General features: G+C 63.9%; 23 protein-coding genes, 1 other RNA gene and 1 riboswitch. Of the genes, 7 read left to right on the top strand and 17 right to left on the bottom strand.

Annotated elements, in window-relative coordinates:
- Positions 1-134: 134 nt before the first annotated feature.
- Entirely contained in the window at positions 135-1,586 is a 1,452-nt protein-coding gene (locus VQ044_RS02360) for a DUF2254 domain-containing protein (protein WP_327623487.1), read from the top strand.
- A gap of 29 nt (positions 1,587-1,615) precedes the next feature.
- Here VQ044_RS02360 and ruvB read toward each other — a convergent pair whose 3' ends face one another.
- The 8 genes from ruvB to VQ044_RS02320 form a co-directional block, all read right to left on the bottom strand.
- Positions 1,616-2,659, bottom strand: a complete 1,044-nt coding sequence (ruvB, locus tag VQ044_RS02355) for a Holliday junction branch migration DNA helicase RuvB (RefSeq protein WP_327623486.1) — start codon at positions 2,657-2,659, stop codon at positions 1,616-1,618.
- Positions 2,656-3,060 carry a PIN domain-containing protein gene (locus tag VQ044_RS02350; protein WP_327623485.1) on the bottom strand — a complete coding sequence of 135 codons (405 nt, stop codon included), beginning with the start codon at positions 3,058-3,060 and terminating at the stop codon, positions 2,656-2,658. The genes ruvB and VQ044_RS02350 overlap by 4 nt, the downstream gene beginning before the upstream one ends.
- On the bottom strand, positions 3,057-3,329 hold the full coding sequence (locus VQ044_RS02345) for an AbrB/MazE/SpoVT family DNA-binding domain-containing protein (RefSeq protein WP_327623484.1): 273 nt from the start codon (positions 3,327-3,329) through the stop codon (positions 3,057-3,059). Before VQ044_RS02345 ends, VQ044_RS02350 begins: the two co-directional genes overlap by 4 nt.
- 65 nt (positions 3,330-3,394) lie before the next feature.
- A complete protein-coding gene (gene ruvA, locus VQ044_RS02340) occupies positions 3,395-4,018 on the bottom strand; it encodes a Holliday junction branch migration protein RuvA (RefSeq protein ID WP_327623483.1) in 624 nt (207 codons plus the stop codon).
- Entirely contained in the window at positions 4,015-4,428 is a 414-nt protein-coding gene (locus tag VQ044_RS02335; RefSeq protein ID WP_327623482.1) for a type II toxin-antitoxin system VapC family toxin, read from the bottom strand. The genes ruvA and VQ044_RS02335 overlap by 4 nt, the downstream gene beginning before the upstream one ends.
- Positions 4,406-4,675: an AbrB/MazE/SpoVT family DNA-binding domain-containing protein gene (locus VQ044_RS02330; RefSeq protein ID WP_442872844.1), complete on the bottom strand. Its 270-nt coding sequence runs from the start codon at positions 4,673-4,675 to the stop codon at positions 4,406-4,408. Before VQ044_RS02330 ends, VQ044_RS02335 begins: the two co-directional genes overlap by 23 nt.
- A 102-nt stretch (positions 4,676-4,777) precedes the next feature.
- Positions 4,778-5,296, bottom strand: a complete 519-nt coding sequence (ruvC, locus tag VQ044_RS02325; protein WP_327623480.1) for a crossover junction endodeoxyribonuclease RuvC — start codon at positions 5,294-5,296, stop codon at positions 4,778-4,780.
- Positions 5,297-5,425: 129 nt separating this feature from the next.
- Positions 5,426-6,175 (bottom strand): YebC/PmpR family DNA-binding transcriptional regulator, encoded by a 750-nt coding sequence (locus VQ044_RS02320; RefSeq protein WP_327623479.1) that lies wholly within the window; start codon positions 6,173-6,175, stop codon positions 5,426-5,428.
- Positions 6,176-6,256: 81 nt separating this feature from the next.
- On the opposite strand from VQ044_RS02320, the gene VQ044_RS02315 reads away from it, so the two are divergent.
- The 3 genes from VQ044_RS02315 (at position 6,257) to VQ044_RS02305 (ending at position 8,406) form a co-directional block, all read left to right on the top strand.
- Positions 6,257-6,790: a GFA family protein gene (locus VQ044_RS02315; RefSeq protein WP_327623478.1), complete on the top strand. Its 534-nt coding sequence runs from the start codon at positions 6,257-6,259 to the stop codon at positions 6,788-6,790.
- A gap of 149 nt (positions 6,791-6,939) precedes the next feature.
- Complete coding sequence (locus VQ044_RS02310) at positions 6,940-7,542, top strand: tetratricopeptide repeat protein (RefSeq protein WP_327623477.1); 603 nt, start codon at positions 6,940-6,942, stop codon at positions 7,540-7,542.
- A gap of 45 nt (positions 7,543-7,587) precedes the next feature.
- Positions 7,588-8,406: an MBL fold metallo-hydrolase gene (locus VQ044_RS02305; protein WP_327645889.1), complete on the top strand. Its 819-nt coding sequence runs from the start codon at positions 7,588-7,590 to the stop codon at positions 8,404-8,406.
- 12 nt (positions 8,407-8,418) lie between these two features.
- On the opposite strand, the gene VQ044_RS02300 is transcribed toward VQ044_RS02305, so the two are convergent.
- Both VQ044_RS02300 and VQ044_RS02295 read right to left on the bottom strand, forming a co-directional pair.
- Positions 8,419-9,228 carry a TerC family protein gene (locus tag VQ044_RS02300; RefSeq protein WP_327645888.1) on the bottom strand — a complete coding sequence of 270 codons (810 nt, stop codon included), beginning with the start codon at positions 9,226-9,228 and terminating at the stop codon, positions 8,419-8,421.
- 176 nt (positions 9,229-9,404) lie between these two features.
- Complete coding sequence (locus tag VQ044_RS02295) at positions 9,405-10,226, bottom strand: TIGR00282 family metallophosphoesterase (RefSeq protein WP_327623474.1); 822 nt, start codon at positions 10,224-10,226, stop codon at positions 9,405-9,407.
- A 242-nt stretch (positions 10,227-10,468) separates the two neighbouring features.
- Between VQ044_RS02295 and VQ044_RS02290 the strand changes: the two genes are divergently transcribed.
- A complete protein-coding gene (locus VQ044_RS02290; RefSeq protein ID WP_327623473.1) occupies positions 10,469-10,993 on the top strand; it encodes a CAP domain-containing protein in 525 nt (174 codons plus the stop codon).
- Here the strand turns inward: VQ044_RS02290 and VQ044_RS02285 are convergent, their stop codons facing one another.
- From VQ044_RS02285 to VQ044_RS02275, 3 genes are all read right to left on the bottom strand, one after another.
- A complete protein-coding gene (locus VQ044_RS02285; protein ID WP_327623472.1) occupies positions 10,994-11,566 on the bottom strand; it encodes a 5-formyltetrahydrofolate cyclo-ligase in 573 nt (190 codons plus the stop codon). It abuts the gene before it with no gap.
- A 130-nt stretch (positions 11,567-11,696) separates the two neighbouring features.
- Positions 11,697-11,852, bottom strand: a non-coding RNA gene (gene ssrS / locus VQ044_RS02280) — 6S RNA.
- A 90-nt stretch (positions 11,853-11,942) separates the two neighbouring features.
- Positions 11,943-13,025: a 2'-deoxycytidine 5'-triphosphate deaminase gene (locus tag VQ044_RS02275; RefSeq protein WP_327623471.1), complete on the bottom strand. Its 1,083-nt coding sequence runs from the start codon at positions 13,023-13,025 to the stop codon at positions 11,943-11,945.
- Between the two features lie 88 nt (positions 13,026-13,113).
- Positions 13,114-13,191, top strand: a riboswitch (SAM riboswitch).
- A 62-nt stretch (positions 13,192-13,253) separates the two neighbouring features.
- On the opposite strand from VQ044_RS02275, the gene VQ044_RS02270 reads away from it, so the two are divergent.
- The gene (locus VQ044_RS02270) at positions 13,254-14,453 is read left to right on the top strand and encodes an O-succinylhomoserine sulfhydrylase (RefSeq protein ID WP_327623470.1); all 1,200 of its coding nucleotides are present in this window, start codon (positions 13,254-13,256) and stop codon (positions 14,451-14,453) included.
- Between the two features lie 12 nt (positions 14,454-14,465).
- On the opposite strand, the gene VQ044_RS02265 is transcribed toward VQ044_RS02270, so the two are convergent.
- Positions 14,466-15,071, bottom strand: a complete 606-nt coding sequence (locus tag VQ044_RS02265; RefSeq protein ID WP_327625156.1) for a CDP-alcohol phosphatidyltransferase family protein — start codon at positions 15,069-15,071, stop codon at positions 14,466-14,468.
- A gap of 93 nt (positions 15,072-15,164) precedes the next feature.
- On the opposite strand from VQ044_RS02265, the gene apaG reads away from it, so the two are divergent.
- Positions 15,165-15,557 carry a Co2+/Mg2+ efflux protein ApaG gene (gene apaG / locus VQ044_RS02260; RefSeq protein WP_327625157.1) on the top strand — a complete coding sequence of 131 codons (393 nt, stop codon included), beginning with the start codon at positions 15,165-15,167 and terminating at the stop codon, positions 15,555-15,557.
- A gap of 35 nt (positions 15,558-15,592) precedes the next feature.
- Here apaG and VQ044_RS02255 read toward each other — a convergent pair whose 3' ends face one another.
- Genes VQ044_RS02255 through VQ044_RS02245 form a run of 3 tightly spaced genes read right to left on the bottom strand, consistent with a single transcriptional unit; the run spans position 15,593 to position 18,801 of the window.
- Positions 15,593-16,621, bottom strand: a complete 1,029-nt coding sequence (locus VQ044_RS02255) for an Hsp33 family molecular chaperone (protein ID WP_327625158.1) — start codon at positions 16,619-16,621, stop codon at positions 15,593-15,595.
- Complete coding sequence (gene argF / locus VQ044_RS02250) at positions 16,614-17,576, bottom strand: ornithine carbamoyltransferase (protein WP_327625159.1); 963 nt, start codon at positions 17,574-17,576, stop codon at positions 16,614-16,616. Before argF ends, VQ044_RS02255 begins: the two co-directional genes overlap by 8 nt.
- Positions 17,577-17,586: 10 nt before the next feature.
- A complete protein-coding gene (locus tag VQ044_RS02245; RefSeq protein ID WP_327625160.1) occupies positions 17,587-18,801 on the bottom strand; it encodes an aspartate aminotransferase family protein in 1,215 nt (404 codons plus the stop codon).
- Between the last annotated feature and the right edge of the window lie 90 nt (positions 18,802-18,891).

Raw genomic sequence — 18,891 nt, 5'->3', positions numbered from 1 at the left:
GCATGGATCATTGCCAATTCCCGCATGTCTGGCGGAGCCTGTTGGTGCCGGGCCGAACAGGCCGCGCCTTGCAGACCGGACCTCGCCGTATAGATCATAGGTCCTATTCCATGACCCTTAGCATTCGAGGCCCGATGCGCGCACTTTTCCTCCAATATTACGAGCGCATCGGCGCCAGCTATTGGTTCATTCCCTCCATCATGGCCGTCGGCGCCGCGATCCTGGCCTTCGTGTTGATCGAGATCGACCTGCGTGTCCCGCCGGATGCCTTCGGCGACAATCCCTTCTTCTTCGCCACACAGCCGGACGGCGCCCGTTCGATCCTGTCGGCCATCGGCGGCTCGATGATCGGCGTCGCCGGCACGGTGTTCTCGGTGACCATGGCGACCGTCGTCTTCGCCTCGGGAAGCTATGGTCCCCGCCTGCTCACCAACTTCATGAACGATCGCGGCAACCAGGTCACGCTCGGGGTCTTCGTCGCCACCTTCGTCTATTCGATGCTGGTGCTACGCAGCGTTCGGAATGGCGGCAGTGAGGACATCTACGCCGCGATGTTCGTTCCCAACATTGCGATCTTCGGCGCCATCGTGCTGGCGATCGGATCGATCGGCATCCTGATCTTCTTCATCCACCATGTGCCGTCGACCATCCACATCTCGAACGTCATCGCCGGCATCGGCAAAGGCTTGCTCCACGATATCGAGTACCGTTTTCCGATCAACGTCGGACATCCCGCCGAGGCGGTCGACCGCACCGATATTCTGTGGCAAGTACCCGCCTGCTTCCGCCCCGACACGGCGGATGACGCCGCCATCGCTTCCTATAGCGAGCTCGAAGCGAACGAGACGGGCTATATCCAGGTCATCGACTACGAAACGTTGATGCATGCGGCCCGCGACCACGATGTGATTGTCAGGATGAATTGCCGACCCGGCACCTTCGCGCACTCAGGCATCGTGTTATTCGATGTCTGGCCCAGCGAACGGGTCACCGACAAGGCGCGCGGAGCCCTACTCGCCTCCGTCGCTCTCGGCCAAACCCGTAGCGTGTCCCAAGACCTGCTTTTCCTGTTCGACGAACTGGTCGAGATCGCCGCCCGCGCGCTCTCACCGGGGATCAATGACCCGTTCACGGCAGTCACTTGCCTGGATTGGCTCGCCGCCGCCTTATCCGGTCTGGCCGGGCGCGCCGCGCCCGATCCACTCCGGATTGACGACAATCAGAAGCTCCGCGTGATCGGCGGTGCGCTGACGTTTGCCGGCTATCTCGACCATTCCTTCGGCCATCTGCGCCAATACGCGGCGACCGACATGATTGCCGGTGAACATTTCATCGACTCGCTGGCACGGATCGCACCAGCTTGCGGGACGCCCGAGGAGCTTCGTGGGTTGCGCGACCAGAAGGAAGCCCTGCTGGCACTATCCAAGACGGCGCTCGCCGGGGCCTCACTCGAAACCATCGAGGCGGCGGGCCGGCGATTCGACCAACAATTGGCCCATCCGCGCCTGCGCCGAACCGGAATCGATCGGACAGCGACGTCTCGCGACATGCGGACCACCGACACCGGAGCACCGGCAAGCTGTTGAAGGGTTCCGTTTCGCCGACCACCGGGTGATCAGTGGGTCGGATCGTCCTCGAACAGCGCTGACTGCGACCCCTGATAGCTCGGCGGCACGGCGAGGCCGATATGCCGAAACGCGTGCTGCGTCAAAAGCCGGCCGCGCGGGGTGCGCTGGAGGAAGCCCTGTTGCAGCAAATAGGGCTCGACGATGTCCTCGATGGCGTCACGCGGCTCCGACAACGCCGCAGCGATCGTCTCGATCCCGACGGGGCCACCGCCGAAATTCAACGCAATGAGGTCGAGATAGCGCCGATCGAGCTGGTCGAGGCCGAGACTGTCGACCTCCAGCCGCGTCAGCGCCGCGTCGGCGACCTTGCGATCAACCTCGCTCACGCCCGCGACATCGGCGAAATCGCGCACCCGCCGCAGCAGCCGGCCGGCGATGCGCGGCGTGCCGCGCGCCCGGCGGGCGATTTCTCGCCCACCCTCTTCGGCCATCGGCAGGCCCATCAGTCGGGCACCGCGCCGAACGATGTGCTCAAGCTCCTCGACCGTGTAGAAATTCAGCCGCACGGGGATTCCGAAGCGGTCGCGCAAAGGCGTCGTCAAAAGCCCCACCCGCGTCGTCGCGGCGACCAACGTGAACTTCGACAGGTCGATCTTCACCGACCGCGCGGCCGGCCCCTCGCCGATAATCAGATCGAGCTGGAAATCCTCCATCGCCGGATAGAGGATTTCCTCGACCGCCGGGCTGAGGCGATGGATCTCGTCGATGAACAGGACGTCGCGCTCTTCCAGATTGGTCAAAAGCGCCGCGAGATCGCCGGCCTTGGCGATGACCGGTCCCGACGTCGAACGGAAGTTGACGCCGAGTTCCTTGGCCATGATCTGCGCCAGCGTGGTCTTGCCGAGGCCCGGTGGACCGACGAAGAGCACATGGTCGAGCGCCTCCCCCCGGGTCTTCGCGGCCTCGATGAAGACCTTCAAATTGGCCCGCGCTGCCGCCTGCCCGACGAAATCGTCGAGCCGCTGCGGCCGCAGCGTCGCGTCGATGTCCTCGCCGCGTTGATCCGGGGTGATGAGACGGGTGTCGCTCATGAAAGGAGCTTCATCGAAGGAATGACCTTTGCCGCGCGCTTGTCGAACGTAACCGTATTCTCACATCCGTGATGCGTGTTCCTGGCCGCGATCAACGCATCGGAGAATCCCACGCCTTCCCGTGCCATATCAAGGGCAGAACCGACCAGAGCAGCATTCTCGATTTCGACATCCGCCCGCTGCGAAATCTGCTCGATGACATCCAGAATTTGGTCGGCTGACAGCCGATAGCGAGAGCGTAAAGTCCAGGCGAATTCGACGAGCACCAGCTGATTGACGAAGATCGCTTGGCCCTTCGACGAAGCCGCGAAAAACTTCTTGGACGCTTCGAACTGGACACTATCGTCCGTTACAAACAATCTCAGGAGAACATTCGTGTCGACGCCAATTCGGGTCGTCACGCGGAATCACCATCGTCCTCGCCGAGGACATGACGCGCCACCGCGGCCGCAACCGCCTCGTCCATCTCCTCGATGGTCGTCGGGCGTCCGAGAGGATTGCCCAGAACGCCCGCGAGATCGATCATCCTCAATGTTCGCGGGATGATAGAAGCCTTGCCGTCGGTAATCTCCCATTCGATACGGGATCCATCCTCCAGCCCAAGCTCATCACGAACCGCCTTGGGAATCGTCGTTTGCCCCTTGGAGGTAACGGTTCCGAGAATACCCATCTCCTTACTCCAATCGCCATCCTTACACACCAAAATAGTAAGGATTTCTTCCTCGCACAACCCACCTAGCCGCGGCTCAGTGCCTTCAGCCCCAGCCGGATCAGCGTCGCCGAATCCGCGTCCTCGGCTCCGTCCCGCACGGCTTTGGCCACGGCATTGGCCGCCTGGTCCCGCGCATAGCCGAGATTGACCAACGCCGAGACCGCATCGCTGATCGGTGCCGGCGCGACGCCCTCGCCGAGCTCGCGTTTCAGCCCGTAGCTTTCGTCCGATCCGGCGCCGGAGAAGGCCGGCGCCTTGTCCTTCAATTCCGCCACGATGCGCGCCGCCACCTTCGGCCCGACGCCCGGCGAACGCGCCACCATCGCCTTGTCCTGCAGCGCGATCGCGTTGGCGAGATCACCGGTCGACAGCGTGCCTGTCACCGCCAGCGCCACCCTTGCGCCGACGCCCTGGACGGTCTGCAGCAGCCGGAACCAATCCCGCTCGACGGCTGAGGAAAAACCGTAGAGGCGGATCATGTCCTCGCGAACATACGTCTCGACGAAGAGCACGATCGCCTCGCCTGGCCCGGGCAAAGACGCCAGCGTGCGCGTCCCGCAATAGGCGATGTAGCCGACACCGTGGACGTCCACGACCACATGATCCTCGCCGATCTCGTCGACGGTGCCCTTCAGCTTTCCGATCATGGATGGGTCTCCGGCGAAACGATCTCGAGATCGGGAAAATAACTTCGGTAGCGGGAGGCATCCCGCGTCAACAGCCGATGGCCGCGAACGAAGGCGTGCGCGCCGATCAGAAAATCAGGCAGAGTGCGCTCCCGCCCCCCACCGCGCGAACGGTAGAGCCGATGCGCCCGCCCGGCCGGAAACGCGGCCTCGAACGGAAACGGCTCCCGACGCGGTCGCATCCAAGCGACCCGCGAGAACAGCTCTTCTTCCCGCATCGGCACGGCGAGCTCCGCCCAGACGATCGCGCTGAGGACAATCTCGCCGCTCCGGCACTCTTGCCTGACGGCCTCGATCGATTCCTCGAAAAACTGCCCGGTGCCCAGCATATCGATGAAGATGTTGGTATCAATCAACGTCGAGGTCTTCACGGGGTCCCCTCAACCAGTCCACATAGAACTTGCCGTCCATCCCGTCGGTATCGATCGTACCGCGCATCTCTGCCACATGCCGATCGAATGCCCGGTTCCAAACGACAGGATCGTCGTCCGCACAGGTGCGAACGAGCCGCACCGCGTCACCCGTATCGACGAAGTCCACCTCGCTGCCCGGCACGATGCCGAGCTTGTCGCGGATCGCCTTGGGGATCGTCACTTGACCTTTTTCCGTCACCCTCACCTGCCGCTCGCCTTCCATTTCAGCGAAAGTAATACCTGCCGGTAATACCTATTGACGGAAATGGAACATGTCAAGAACATCCGGTCTTGGTCGGCCACTGCATCAACGCCCCGCCATCAAGGCCCTCGCCTGTGCCGATTGGCGATGATGGGTATGGCAGATGGCGATAGCGAGCGCGTCGGCCGCGTCGTCGGTGTCGAAGCTTGCTTTCGGCATCAGCACCTTGACCATCATGTGGATCTGCTTCTTGTCGCCATGGCCGACGCCGATGACCGCCTTCTTCACCGCGTTGGGTGCGTATTCGGCGACCGGCAGGCCGGCGAGCGCCGGCACCAGCATGGCGATGCCGCGCGCCTGGCCGAGTTTGAGCGTAGCAACGGCATCCTTGTTGACGAAGGTCTGCTCGACCGCAGCCTCGTCGGGCTGATGGGTGTGGACCACCTCGGTCAGCCCGTCATGTATCTGGCGAAGCCGGGAGGCGAGGTCCAGCTTGTTGTCGGAGGTCACCGTACCGCTCGCGACGAAGCGCAACGAGTTGCCGAGCGTCTCGACGACGCCCCAGCCGGTGCGGCGAAGGCCCGGATCGATACCGATTATGCGAATGGATGCCTCCTGCAACACTTCCTTAACCTCCGATCCTAGCCGACTCGGAGAGCATCAGATAGGCAAATCATGAACGAAAAGAGAACGAAGCGAGAGCAAAACGCATAACGCTTCGGAAGGATCAGCGAATGCGATGACTGCCGCGCCTCAGGCCGCCGAAAGCTTCGCCATCACCTCGTCGTCGACCTCGAAATTTGCGTAGACGTTCTGCACGTCGTCGTCGTCCTCGAGATTGCCGATCAGGCGCAGGACGCTTTCGGCCTTGTCCTCGTCGACCGGCGTGCCGGTCTGGGGTCGCCAGATCGCCTTGACGCTTTCCGCCTCGCCGAGGGACGCCTCCAGCGCGGTGGAGACCTCGTTGATATCCTCGAAGGCGGTGATGATCGTGTGACCGCTCTCGTCGGAGATCACGTCGTCGGCGCCGGCTTCGATCGCCGCTTCCATCACCTTGTCCGCGTCGCCCACCGGAGCCGCATAGATGATCTCACCGACATGATGGAACATGAAAGAGACCGAACCGGTTTCGCCCAGCGCGCCGCCGGATTTGGTGAAACAGGACCGCACGTTGGAGGCGGTGCGGTTGCGGTTGTCGGTCAGCGCCTCGACGATGACGGCGACGCCGCCCGGCCCGTAGCCCTCGTAGCGGACCTCGTCGTAGTTCTCGGCGTCGCCGCCGGAGGCTTTCTTGATCGCTCGGTCGATGTTGTCCTTCGGCATCGACTGCGCCTTGGCGTTGTTGATCGCCAGCCGCAGGCGCGCATTCATCGACGGGTCGGGCAGCCCAGCCTTGGCCGCGACCACGATCTCGCGCGCGAGTTTGGAGAACATCTTCGATCGGACCGCGTCCTGGCGGCCCTTCCGGTGCATGATGTTCTTGAACTGTGAATGGCCGGCCATGGAAAACCTGTCGATCGGAGTGGAAAAAAGCTGCCCGTCATATAAAAAATGTCGCGGGAAACGTCCAGAACGAGGTTCGCGATGCCCGATGCCCGCCCGCCGGATGCCGACCGAGCGAATCACCGTCTCAGTGTGCGGCTCCCGGCGCTGCCGCTCACCGGCGGCTGCCAGTGCGGCCAGGTCCGCTACGAAATCCGCAAAGTCCCCCTCGCCTTCTACCTCTGTCATTGCACCGAATGCCAGCGCCACACGTCCAGCGCCTATGGGGAGAGCTTGCGCGTGGACTCTGCTAGCGTCGTTATAACCGGCACGCTGAAGACGACCCGGCGCACGTCGGACAGTGGCGCGATTCGGCTCGGCGACTTCTGCCCCGACTGCGGCGTGCGCATCCAGCATCGCTCGCAGGACAACCCGACCCGCCTCAACATCAAGGCCGGCACCCTCGACGATACATCATGGCTGGTGCCGGCCGGGCATATCTGGGTGCGCTCGAAGCAGTCCTTTGTCGCGCTAGGCCCGGACGAGCTGACCTTTGACGGCGAGCCGGACGATGTCGGTTCTGCGTCGATCCGCGCAAGGTGGCAGACGATGCTGGCCACCGGCGAACGAATGTAATGACGGCTTTATGATTTCGCCCGCCTGCGGCGTGCGATAAACTCTCTGGAGGGTAGAGCGAACCGGCATCGACCGACGCGGATCTCTCCCGGTCTCGCCCTGTCGTTAGGCTGCGGGGAACAGGTCGTGACGTACTTGGAGTCGGCGCCATGATACGCAACTTCACTGCCATCATTCTCGTACTCTTGATCCCGTTCGGGACAGCCCACGCCCAACTGCTGTCGAAGCCCTCCACTGGCACCAACGCCGACGCACCCGATACGCGGACGAAACTCTTCGCTGCGTTGAAGGCCGCGACATCCGATGTCGAGGGGCGTGCGGCCGAGGCCGCCATCTGGCGTTTCTGGATGCGAGCGGCGCCCGATTCCACCACGCGGCGCCTCGTCGACGACGCCATGAGCCGGCGCGGCAATTACGATTTCGCGGGCGCGCGGGAGCTCCTCGATGAAGCGATCACGCGTTCACCGACATACGCCGAGGCCTTCAACCAGCGCGGCTTCATCCGCTTCCTGCAGGAGGATTTCGACGGCGCCCTCGAAGACGTCGATCGGGCCATCGCGCTCGAACCCAATCATTTCGGCGCCATGGCCGGACGCGCGCATATCCTGATGCGTCAGGGGCGGTTTCGACTGGCACAAGCGCAGTTACGGGAAGCGGTGGCGATCCACCCGTTCCTGAAAGAGCGCGCGATGCTGGCGCCACCGGTCGATACCGCACCGGAGACACCGACGGATGGCGGCATCGATTTGTGACTGCCTTGGGTCATCCGGCCCGGACCATCGAAAAGGATCAAGCCGATGCACCATGCCTTCGCTCTGCTCTCAGCCCTGCTGATCCTCGCGCCGGGCGCGGCTGCCGCCCAATCGGTCCCGAGCACTTGCATCGCCGTTGCGGAAAACTTGCCTGAGACGCTCCGCGCGACCTACGTCTCCATGGACGCGAAGGCGCCCATGCGCCTGGCCCAACTCAGCCGAGACGAGGTCCGCATCACCTATGTCCATCATTCGACCTACCTGATCGAAAGCCCCGACGGCGTGACGGTGGCCACCGACTATTCCGGTTTCGCCGGCCCGACCGTCCCGGACATCGCCACGATGAACAAGGCGCACGCCACTCATTTCACGGAGTTTCCGGACCCGGCGATCGAGAATGTCCTGAAAGGCTGGAATCCCGAAGGCGGCCCCGCCCGCCATGCCCTCACCGTCGAGGACATGTATGTGCGCAACGTGCCGACCGATATCCGCTCCTTCGGCGGCGGAATCGAGCCGGACGGCAACTCGATCTTCATTTTCGAGGTGGCGGGGCTGTGCATCGGCCATCTCGGCCATCTCCATCATCGCCTGACCGACGAGGATTACGCCCAGATCGGCCGTCTCGACATCCTCATGGTGCCCGTCGATGGTGGCTATACGCTCAGCCAGGAGGGCATGGGCGAGATCGCCAAGCGACTGCGGTCCTCGATCGTCCTGCCGATGCACCGCTTTCGCGGGCCAATCGACCGGTTCCTCGATCGGCTGCCCGACTTCGCGGTAGACAGGCGCTCGGAAGACAGCTTCTCCGTCTCGCTCCGCACGCTTCCGGGCCGGCCGACGGTGATCGTGCTCTCAGGAGTCTGACGCGCCCCCCGCTCAACCGATCGTCGGCGGCTCGCCATGCGCCTGCGCCGGAATCGACGCACCGCCGCCCGTCCCAGCTTTCAATGCCGCAGCCTTCTGCCGCTTCCTCCGCGCCAGCATGTTCAGCCCTTCGACCAGGGCCGAGAAGCTCATGGCGGCGTAGATGTAGCCCTTCGGCACATGCACGCCGAAGCCGTCGGCGATCAGTGTCATGCCGATCATCAGCAGGAAGCCCAGCGCCAGCATGACGATGGTCGGGTTGGCCTCAATGAAGCGCGACAGCGGTCCGGCCGCGACCAGCATCACCACGACCGCAACGATGACGGCGATGAACATGATCCCGAGCTCGTCGGTCATGCCGACGGCGGTGATGATGGAATCGATGGAAAACACCAGATCGAGCAGCAGGATCTGCACGATCGCGGCGCCGAAGGTCAGCGTCGCCGCCTTGCCGATCATCGTATCCGGGTGATCGTCGGGATCGACGCTGTGATGGATTTCCTTCGTTGCCTTCCAGACCAAGAAGAGCCCGCCGGCGATGAGGATGAGGTCACGCCAGGAAAAGCCGTGGTCGAAGGCCTCGAACAGCGGTTCGGTCAGTTGAACGATGAAGGCAACGGTCGACAGCAGCCCCAGCCGCAGGATCAGGGCAAGACCGATTCCGACCCGGCGGGCCCGCTGCCGGTGTTCTTCCGGCAGCTTGTTCGAGAGGATCGAGATGAAGATCAGATTGTCGATGCCGAGCACGAGCTCCATCACGATCAACGTGGCGAGGGCCGCATAAGCGGTGGGGTCGGCGAGAAAGGCGAAGAAGTCGGCCATCGGGGCTCCTGAAGCGCGAGAGGTCGGCTAGAGAATCGGACCAAAAAGTGGAATCCGGTTTTTGGATCAATCCGATGCTCAATCAAAAATTTGGAGCGCCGTTCATCCAAATGGACGCACAGCGCTCCAAACCTGCGGAGAAAGTCGGGCGCGGCGCGCCAAAGGACAGAGGGCTGTTACCAAAAATCCGGCACCGCCCTGGTGAGCCTCGGTCCGATCCGTACCGGCGCGATCTTCTCGGCAAGGCCGGTTCGGTCGGATATCTCGACGGCAAGGCCGGCGAGGGTCGCGGGCCCCTGCGCCGCCTCGAAGCGACCACGCGGTACCTTGGAAACGAAGCGGTTGATCGGCTCCTCCTTCTCCATGCCGAGGGAGGAGTCATAATCGCCGCACATGCCCGCGTCCGACTGGTACGCCGTGCCGCCGGCCAAAATCTGGTGGTCGGCCGTGGGCACATGGGTGTGGGTGCCGACGACGAGGCTGGCACGGCCGTCGAGATAATGCGCGAAGCACTGCTTCTCGCTGGTCGCCTCGGCATGAAAGTCGACGATCACCGCGTCTGCTTGCTCACCGAGCGGACAGGCTGACAGGATGTCATCGGCGCAGGCGAACGGGTCGTCGAGATCGGGCGACATGAACACCCGGCCCATGATGTTGGTGACGAGCACCCGCGCGCCGTTTTTGGCTTCGAACAGTCCCGACCCGTTGCCGGGCGTGCCCTTGGGGTAGTTGGCCGGCCGGATGAAGCGATCATGGCGCGTTGCGAACGCCAATGCCTCGCGCTGATCCCAGACGTGGTTGCCGGTGGTCACCGCATCGGCGCCGGCCTCCAGCGTCCGTTGGAAAATCTCCTCGGTGATGCCGAAACCGCCGGCCGAATTCTCGCCGTTGACCACGACGAAATCGAGTTTCCAGTCGGAAATCAGACCGGGCAGCTTGTCATAGACGGCCGTGCGACCCGACCTTCCGACCATGTCGCCGAGAAAGAGAAAACGCATCAGGCGCGCCGATGTCGAGCGTCGGATTCACCGCCGACGTGATGTCGTTCATGGTTTGGTGAACATTCTTCCGACATGATCACGGGTTCTTGGCGTTGCGGTATCGCTTGGGCGAGACGGTCGATCATGCAGTGTCCTTGGCGTTTTCATGTCCAGCCGCAAAGCTAGGACATTTCCGCGCGGAAGGAAGAAAACCTGTCCGGCGCGGGTCGCATCAACCGATACGAGGGCTTGTCTAAACCATGAATTCCTTCCTCCGATACCGCCCGTCGGGCCTAGCATCCGTCTTCGCACGATTTCTGGCCCTTCTTTCGGTCGCTTTCCTTGCCGCCTGTGTCGGTTCGACGGGCGCCCTCGACATCGCCTCGACCAAGCCTGTGTCCGTCGACAGGGGCGTGGCGCTCGCATCGATCAACGCGTTCCGCGCGCAGAACGGGCTGGGATCGGTCCGCTTCGACGCCGTGCTGGACAAGGCGGCCGACAGGCAGGCCCGGGCGATGGCGGCACGCGGCAATCTCAGCCATACGGTCGATGGCGTCCTGCCGAGCCGCGTCGCGTCTTTCGGTTACAATTGGGCGGCGGTCTCCGAGAACATCGGCTGGAACTATCGATCAACCCCCGCCGTCATCACCGGCTGGAAGAACTCTCCCGGCCACCGCCGCAACCTGCTGAATCCCAACGTGACAGAGATTGGTTTTGCCGCCGCGACCGGCAGCAACGGCCAGCCCTATTGGGCCTTGATCCTGGGACGCGAGAAACGACGTTGATCACGGCCCATCACACCCGATCGTCTCACGTTCGGTGACGATCGCATGCAGTGGAATGTCGTGCGGCTCGGTCGGCACGGCCTCCACTTCCTGCACGGCGAAACCGACACCAATCAGGCGCGGCGCCTTGCCCTTCTCGCGCAGCTTTGCGATCGCCGCGTCGTAATAGCCGCGGCCATAGCCGATGCGCCCGCCGCTTCGGTCGAAGGCGGCCAGCGGTACCAGCATGACATCGGGATCGAGAACCGCAGCGTCCGGCCCCGGCGCATAGGTGCCGAAGCCTTGGGGTTCTAGCGGCGCGCCGCGCAGAAGCTCCCGAAACTGCAGCTGGTTTTCCACGATCGCCGGGACGCACAGGCGCGCGCCTCGGTCGGCAAGCGCCATCATCAATGGGCGTATGTCGATCTCCGTGCGGATCGGCAGGAAGCCGGAGATGATGGAACCGGGCTCCACCGCAACCAGATTGGCGCAGCGGTCGGCGACCGCGAGCGAGGCCTCGATCCGGGCCTCGGCTCCCATCGCATCACGCCGCGCCAGTGCTTCCGCGCGCAGACGCTGCTTTGCTTGCTGCATGCCGTGGTCCCCCGTCACTCCTGCGAATGGGAGTGCCGGATATCACCGGTGATGAGCAAGAGAAAGATGCCAAGATTGGCCGTGTCGCCCGAAATCGGACGCTCGTCGCGATACGTGGCCGGAAAGAGGATGGCGAGCCACCCGGCCGATGGAGAAGTCGAACCCGGGAACCTACAATGTAGGTGGGCGCCGTGTGCCCTGGCCCACGAGCCAAGGCAGGGACAGCTCCCTAGGGATGACTAAGGCCCCGAGATAATGTTACCCCTGTCGCACCGCGCAGCCCGCCGAGACCAGATATAGGCCGAGGCCGTCACGCTATCCATAGCAAGCGCGGCACCAGGCAATCTTTATTCGCGCTTGGCCAGAGCCACCTGCCTCAGACGAAATGCTTCGACAGCTTCAATCCCTGGGCCTGGTAGTTCGATTTGAGATCGAGGCCATACAGCCGGTCCGGCAACGCCTGCATCCGCTCATACACCAGCCGCCCGACGATCTGCCCATCCTCGAGGATGAACGGCACGTCGTGACTGCGCACTTCCAGCACGGCCCGGCTTCCGGTTCCGCCGGCCGCCGAATGGCCGAAGCCGGGGTCAAAGAAGCCCGCATAATGGACGCGGAACTCCCCGACCAACGGATCGAAGGGCGTCATCTCCGCCGCGAAGGCCGGCGGCACATGCACGGCTTCCTTGGATACCAGGATGTAGAACTCGTCCGGATCGAGAACGAGTTCGCCGGTCTTGCCCCGATGGATCGGCTCCCAGAAATCGGCTAGGGGATAGGCACCACGCCGGTCGACATCGACGACCCCGGTGTGCCGCTTGCCACGGTAGCCGACGAGCCCGTCGGCATTCCCCACCAGATCGATCGACAGCGCGATACCGCCGCCGGAGATGTTGGCCTCTGGCGCTGTTGTCAACCGTTCATGGGAGTGGAGATCCGATAATTCCGTCTCGGACAGCAAGGGTTCGCCGGTGCGAAAACGGATTTGCGACAGGCGCGAGCCCTGCCGCACCAGAATCGGAAACGTGCGCGGCGATATCTCAAGATAGAGTGGCCCGGCATAGCCGGCCGGCAGCTTGTCGAACTCCTGCCCCGCGTCCGCGAGCACCCGCGTGAAGATGTCGAGCCGGCCGGTCGAGGATTTTGGGTTCGCCGTCGCCCGGACGCCGTCCGGCAGGCGCAGGGTTTCCAGCAACGGCACCACGTAGACGCAGCCGGTTTCCAGCACCGCGCCCTCGGTCAGGCTGAACTCGTGCAATTGGAAACGCGCAAGCTGCTGGGCTACGCTACGCCCCTGCCCCGGCAGAAAACTCGCGCGAACCCGGTACGCCTTCGGTCCGAGCCGCAGGTCGAGGCTCGCCGGCTGGATCTGGTCCGCGTCGCGTTCAATCGGCGCCGCGATCGCCCCTGTGTCGAACAGTGTCGCGATTGCGCGATCCGGCAAAATTCCGTCGGTCATCGGTTGTCCCGTCATCGCCTGCATGTGCCCGCCCCGTGGGCGGCCGTTTGGTCCTCGATTGACGCCTAACGGGATCGGGTCTATTTGCAAAGTCGAGAGTGGTGATTTGGCCGGCCGGCTTGCAGCCACGTAAAACAAGTCGCTAAAGGGCCGATCCGACGATTGGGTATTCGATGGACCGGCTTCGCGGCATGCTGCGGCCGGTTTTTTGTTGTTCGGAGAAAAGCGATGCTGAAGAAAGCGGAAGAGCGGCGCAAACTGAGGCCGGCGACGGCGATGGTCCATGGCGGCACCATGCGTTCGGGATTCGGCGAGACCTCCGAGGCGCTGTTCCTCACCCAGGGCTTCGTCTACGACAGCGCCGAAGCCGCCGAGGCCCGCTTCAAGGGCGAGGAACCCGGCTTCATCTACAGCCGCTACGGCAATCCGACGACGCGCATGTTCGAAGAGCGGATGATGGCGCTGGAAGGCGCCGAGGACGCCCGCGCGACCGCGTCCGGCATGGCCGCGGTCGCCGCCGCCATGCAGTGCCAGGTGACAGCCGGGGATCATGTCGTTGCGGCCCGTGCGCTATTCGGCTCCTGCCGTTATGTCGTGGAGACCGTGCTGGGGCGCTGCGGCGTTGCCTGCACGCTCATCGATGGCCGCGATCTCGACGCGTGGCGCGATGCGGTGCGGCCGGAAACCAAGGTGTTCTTTCTGGAATCGCCGACCAATCCGACGCTGGAGGTCATCGACATCGCCGCGGTGGCGGAGATCGCCCATGCGGCCGGCGCCCGTCTGGTCGTCGACAACGTCTTCGCCACGCCAATGCAGCAGCGGCCGCTGGAGCTTGGCGCCGACGTCGTCGTCTATTCGGCGACCAAGCACATCGACGGCCAAGGCCGCTGCCTCGGCGGCATCGTTCTTTCTTCCAAGAACTGGATCGACGAGAATCTGCACGACTATTTCCGACACACCGGCCCGTCGTTGTCGCCGTTCAACGCCTGGACATTGCTGAAAGGGTTGGAGACGCTGCCCATCCGCGTCGCTCACCAGACCCGATCTGCGGCGCGCATCGCCGATATCCTGGCCGACCGGCAAGAGGTCGCGAAAGTGATCTACCCCGGCCGTTCCGATCACCCTGACGCGGCCGTCATCGCCCGGCAGATGAGCGGCGGTTCGACCCTGCTCGCCTTTGAGGTCAAGGGCGGCAAGCCCGCCGCCTTCGCCTTCTCGAATGCGTTGGAGATCATTCTGATCTCGAACAATCTCGGCGACGCCAAGAGCCTGATCACCCATCCGGCGACGACCACCCACAAGAACTTGGCCCCGGAGGCGCGCGCCGAGCTCGGAATCTCCGACGGTTTGCTGCGCCTGTCGGTCGGACTGGAGGATGTCGAGGATCTGATCGAGGACATCGAAGGGGCGTTGGCAGCGACTCGATGAACGATCTCCGGTTTAGCCGAAGCTGTTGAGGCTCAGCCGGATTCGCGACACAAAGGTCCAGGTCGTCATCGCCGCGAACACATAGGCGATGGCCGCGAAATATTGCGGAAACAGGCAGAACAGCACGAAGGCCGCGATCGTCTCGGTCGCTTCCGCGAGCCCGGTCGTAAAGAACAGCGACTTCCTGCCCCGTTGCTCCGTGGCAAGCTTGCGCTTCTCGGCCATGATCGCGAAGGCAAGGAAGCTCGCGCCATTGGCGTAGAAGCTCATCAAAAGGACCGCCGCCGCCAGCCCGTTCGCCGCCGGATCGAGGATCGCGAAGGCGAGCGGGATTATGCCGTAGAAGACATAGTCGAAGACGATGTCGAGATAGCCGCCGAGATCGGTCGGAGCGGTTTGCCGCGCCACCGCGCCATCGAGCCCGTCGGCCAGCCGCGACACCAGGATGAGGACCAGCCCCCCCCAGAGAGAACCGAAGGCGATCGCCACCGCGGCGGCGAGGCCGAGGACGAGGCCGGCGACCGTCACGCTGTTGGCACCGACGCCCCGGCGGCACAGGACCACAGCCAGCCGGTTCATCGGCGGATCGATCCGTTTCTTCAGGACACCGTCGAGCAAACTTTTACCGTCCAAACTTCTGACGTCGCGCGATTGACCCTGGCACGCCGCACCGCGATAAAGGGAACGAGGCGACAGGCATTGGAACTGGCCATGTACAAGGCGACGACTTGCGAGATCACGGTCACCGTGACGCCCGCCTACCTTGAGGACCAGTCCCAACCGGACGACGGCCGTTGGTTCTGGGCTTACACGGTCGAGATCACCAACGGCAGCCGTGAACCGGCGCAACTGCGATCACGATACTGGCACATCACCGATGCCAACGGCCATGTCGAGGAGGTTCGCGGCCCCGGCGTCATCGGGGAGGAGCCGGTGCTGTCGCCTGGCGACAGTTTTACCTACACCTCCGGCTGCCCACTCGGCACATCCTCCGGCTTCATGCGCGGCCATTACGAGATGCAGGGACCCGACGGCACGTTCTTCACGGTGGAGATCCCGGCGTTCTCGCTGGACGTACCCGTGCGGCAGCGGGTGCTGAATTAGGCCGAGACCATCGGCATGAGCGCGGTCTGATCCGCCTATTCTGACGCCGGCGCGTCGCCCGACGTCGCGTCCGCCTCAAATTCGGCCGGGTCGAACTCGTAGCCCTCGCCGCAGAACTCGCAGGTGACTGCGATCTTGCCGTCCTCGACGCTCTCGCCGATCTCCTCCTGGGAGAAGTTCGACAGGACGTCGCGGATTCGCTCGCGCGTGCAGGAACAGTCGTCGGCGACGGGTTTGGCAGGGAACACCCGCACTCCGCGCTCGTGAAAGAGTCGGAATAGCAGCCGCTCGACACCGACATCGGGGTCGGCAAGCTCGGACGCATCGATCGTGTCGACCAACGCGCGCACCTCGACCCAGGCGTCGTCCGGCTCGAAGCTCCCCTCGGGATCGTCGGCCCCTTCCGGCGCGTCTCCGCCCGGCAGATCGGGCAGACGCATGCGCTCCGGCGCCTCGGGCAGGAACTGCGCGATGAGGCCGCCGGCTCGCCAACCCTCGACGAACCCGTTCTCGCCGCGCCGGGCGATCTTGGCGACCGCCAGCTTCACCGCCGTCGGAATCTGCTCCGACTGGCGGAAATAGGCCTCGGCCACTTCTTCCATCGATGTGCCGTTCAGTTCGACAATGCCCTGGTAGCGCTGCATATAGGCGCCCTGGTCGACGGTGAGCGCCATGACGCCCTTGCCCAAAAGCGCCTCGGAATGCGTCGTGCCGGCGCTGATGGCCGCGTCGAGCTTGGCGTCGTCGAAGCGGGCATAGGCTCTGACGCTCGAGGGCGTGGCGAAATCGACGACGAGAAGGTCCACCGGCCCGTCCGTCTGAGTCTGGGCGATGAACTTGCCGTCGAATTTCAGCGACGTGCCGAGCAACACCGTCAGCGCGATCATCTCGGCGAGCAGGCGCGACACCGGCTCGGGATAATCGTGACGCCCGAGGATCTGATCCAGCATGGGGCCGAGTTGGACCGCCCGGCCGCGCGCTTCGAGCGCCTCGACGTTGAAGGGGACTACGGCGTCGTCGCCGGCATAGCCAAACTCGCCGAGCGCGCGTTCTGCCTCAGCCATGCTTCTTACCCGCCATGCCCTGCTGCGATGGGTCCGCGACGACTTCGCCGAAACACCAGGCCAGGATCGATTTTTGCGCGTGAAGCCGGTTTTCCGCTTCGTCGAAGACCACCGACTGCGGTCCGTCGATGACGGCGTCGGTCACTTCCTCGCCGCGATGGGCCGGGAGACAATGCATGAAAAGCGCCTCGGGCTTGGCATGCGCCATCAGGCGCTCGTTCACCTGATAGGGCATGAAGACATTGTGGCCGCGGGCTTGGTCCTCGCGGCCCATGGACACCCAGGTATCGGTGACGACGCAATCGGCGCCGGTCACCGCTTCCACCGGGTCGTCGGTAGTTAGGATCGAGGCCCCCGCATTGCGAGCCCTTTCGACGAAGTGCATGTCGGGTCCCGATCCGGCGGGTGTCGCGACCCGCAAGGCGAAATCGAACCGGGCCGACGCCTCGACGAAGGAGGACAAGACGTTGTTGCCGTCGCCGGTCCAGGCGAAGGTCTTGCCGCGAACCGGCCCGCGCTTTTCCTCGAAGGTCAGAAGATCGGCCATGATCTGGCAGGGATGCGTGTCGTCGGTCAGTCCGTTGATCACCGGCACGGTGGCGAACTCGGCGAGTTCCATCAGCCGCGCGTGCGCGGTCGTGCGGATCATGATTGCGTCGACATAGCGCGAAAGCACCCGCGCCGTATCAGCGATCGTCTCCTCACGGCCAAGCTGCATTTCCGCGCCCGACAAAAACAGCGTCTCGCCGCCGAGCTGGCGCATGGCGACATCGAACGACACGCGGGTGCGCGTCGAGGGCTTGTCGAAGATCATCGCCAGCACCTTGCCGGCAAGCGGTTTCGGGCCGTTGCGGCCGAGCGCCTTGCGCTCCGCCGCATCGCTCATGATGGCGCGAAGCTCGCCGCTTTCGACCGCCGCGATATCGAGAAAATGCTTGGGATGTCCGTTCATCATCGCTCCGGCCTCATGCACTCTTGCGCCGGTTGCCCAGCGACAGGGAAGCAACGGCCGTTTCAATGCGGGCCATTCCTTCCCGGACTTCGTCCGCCGTCAGGATCAGCGGCGGCAGCAGACGTACGACATTGTCTCCGGCCGGAACCGCCAAGAGCCCCTGCTCCCGCATGCCCGCCACCAGTTCGGTATTGGGAACCTTGGCCTTGAGGCCGAGTAGCAGACCTTCGCCGCGGATCTCCTCGACGACGTCGGGATAGCGGTCGGCCAGCGATGCCAGCGACTGCTTGAACAACAGTGCGGTGTCGCGGACATGCTCAAGGAAACCGTCCGCCAGCACGATGTCGAGAACCGCGTTGCCCACGGCCATGGCCAGAGGATTGCCGCCATAGGTCGTGCCATGGGTTCCCGGCGTCATGCCGATGGCCGCTTCCGCCGTCGCCAGGCATACGCCCATGGGAAAGCCGCCGCCGAGACCCTTGGCCGAGGCCAGGATATCCGGCGCGGCGCCCGAATGCTCGTAGGCGTAGAGCGTGCCGGTTCGCCCGATCCCGGTCTGCACCTCGTCATAGATCAGCAGGATGCCATGCTTGTCGCAAAGCCCGCGCAACCCCCGGAGACACTGGGGCGGGACCTTGCGGATGCCGCCCTCCCCCTGGATTGGCTCGATCAGGATCGCGGCGACGTCCGGCGCGGCAGCGGCCTGTTTCAGCGCTTCGTGGTCGCCGAACGGCAGTTGATCGAAGCCCTCGACCTTCGGGCCGAAGCCTTCGAGATATTTCTTCTGGCCGCCGGCGGCTATCGTCGCGAGGGTCCGCCCGTGGAACGCGCCCTCGAAGGTCAGAATCCGGAAACGTTCGGGCGCGCCGCTGACAAAGTGATAACGCCGCGCCGTCTTGATCGCGCATTCCAGCGCCTCGGCACCCGAATTGGTGAAAAAGGCGCGATCGGCAAAGGTCGCGGCGGTCAATCGTTCGGCGAGGCGCCGCTGGCCGGGAATCTCATAAAGATTAGACACATGCCAGAGCTTCTCCGCCTGGTCCTTGAGCGCGGCGACGAGATGCGGATGGGCATGACCGAGGGAATTGACCGCGATACCGCCGCCAAAATCCATGTACCGTCGGCCATCGCGCGTCTCCAGCCAGACGCCTTCACCGCGCTCGAAGGCGAGATCGGCGCGCGCGTAGGTCTCGAAGAGAGGCGATTGATGGTCCTTGCTGTCAGCCATGGCGATCGACTTCGCTGATGATCCGGTTCGGCTCCCGGGTGGGATCGTCTTGGATCAGGTTCTGGAAACGTCAAAGCCTGCCGAGAGGGC

The organism is Aurantimonas sp. C2-5-R2 (assembly GCF_036549495.1).
In the GTDB taxonomy this organism is placed as follows: Bacteria; Pseudomonadota; Alphaproteobacteria; order Rhizobiales; family Rhizobiaceae; genus Aurantimonas; species Aurantimonas coralicida_A.
The sequence above is the reverse complement of the archived record's forward strand: the minus strand, read 5'-3'. Positions and strand labels throughout refer to the sequence as shown.